This is a genomic window from Arthrobacter sp. NPDC056886 (assembly GCF_042788715.1).
Classification (GTDB): domain Bacteria; phylum Actinomycetota; class Actinomycetes; order Actinomycetales; family Micrococcaceae; genus Arthrobacter.
In genome coordinates this window covers 1,697-3,298 of sequence record NZ_JBHUBT010000022.1, presented here as the reverse complement: position 1 = coordinate 3,298, position 1,602 = coordinate 1,697, and the positions used below count along the sequence as shown (strand labels likewise).

Below are 1,602 nucleotides of genomic sequence, written 5' to 3'. Positions count from 1 at the left end.
TGGTGTGAACGTCTTTTGAATCCGTTCACGGAAGGGGTGTGTGGTGTAAGTTATCGGCCTATTAGTACCGGTCAGCTTCACGAGTCGTTAGTCCTCGCTTCCACATCCGGCCTATCAACCCAGTGGTCTGGCTGGGGGCCTCTCACACACAAGGTGTATGGAAATCTCATCTCGAAGCGAGCTTCCCGCTTAGATGCTTTCAGCGGTTATCCCATCCGAACGTAGCTAATCAGCGGTGCACTTGGCAGTACAACTGACACACCAGAGGTTCGTCCGTCCCGGTCCTCTCGTACTAAGGACAGCCCTTCTCAAATTTCCTGCGCGCGCAGCGGATAGGGACCGAACTGTCTCACGACGTTCTAAACCCAGCTCGCGTACCGCTTTAATGGGCGAACAGCCCAACCCTTGGGACCTACTCCAGCCCCAGGATGCGACGAGCCGACATCGAGGTGCCAAACCATGCCGTCGATATGGACTCTTGGGCAAGATCAGCCTGTTATCCCCGAGGTACCTTTTATCCGTTGAGCGACGGCCATTCCACAATGTACCGCCGGATCACTAGTCCCGACTTTCGTCCCTGCTCGAGATGTCTCTCTCACAGTCAAGCTCCCTTGTGCACTTACACTCGACACCTGATTGCCAACCAGGCTGAGGGAACCTTTGGGCGCCTCCGTTACTTTTTAGGAGGCAACCGCCCCAGTTAAACTACCCATCAGGCACTGTCCCTGACCCGGATTACGGGCCGAAGTTAGATGTCCAAAGTGACCAGAGTGGTATTTCAACGATGACTCCACCCGAACTGGCGTCCGGGCTTCAACGTCTCCCACCTATCCTACACAAGCCACTCCGAACACCAATACCAAACTATAGTAAAGGTCTCGGGGTCTTTCCGTCCTGCTGCGCGTAACGAGCATCTTTACTCGTACTGCAATTTCGCCGAGTTTATGGTTGAGACAGCGGGGAAGTCGTTACTCCATTCGTGCAGGTCGGAACTTACCCGACAAGGAATTTCGCTACCTTAGGATGGTTATAGTTACCACCGCCGTTTACTGGGGCTTAAATTCTCAGCTTCGCCTTGCGGCTAACCGGTCCTCTTAACCTTCCAGCACCGGGCAGGAGTCAGTCCGTATACATCGTCTTGCGACTTCGCACGGACCTGTGTTTTTAGTAAACAGTCGCTTCCCCCTGGTCTCTGCGGCCCCGATCCCCTCCCACCAGCAAGTGGTGTTCAAGGTTGGGGCCCCCCTTCTCCCGAAGTTACGGGGGCATTTTGCCGAGTTCCTTAACCATAATTCTCTCGATCGCCTTAGTATTCTCTACCTGATCACCTGTGTCGGTTTGGGGTACGGGCGGCTAAAACCTCGCGTCGATGCTTTTCTCGGCAGCATAGGATCACCGAATCCCCCCATACGGGGGTCCCGTCAGATCTCAGGCATCATGAACGGCGGATTTGCCTACCGTTCGCCCTACATCCTTAGACCGGGACAACCATCGCCCGGCTCGGCTACCTTCCTGCGTCACACCTGTTAATACGCTTGCCTCCCAGGATCAGGTCCCGCGCTCCACCAAAACCCTTCCACCACAAGGGCGGTCAGGCAGGTT

The 1,602-nt window shown here is 55.2% G+C and carries 1 rRNA gene (running past one end of the window); it reads right to left on the bottom strand.

Annotation, left to right across the window (positions count from 1 at the left end):
* Positions 1-40: 40 nt before the first annotated feature.
* Positions 41-1,602 (bottom strand): 23S ribosomal RNA (locus ACFRJ8_RS22540) (it continues 1,675 nt past the right edge of the window).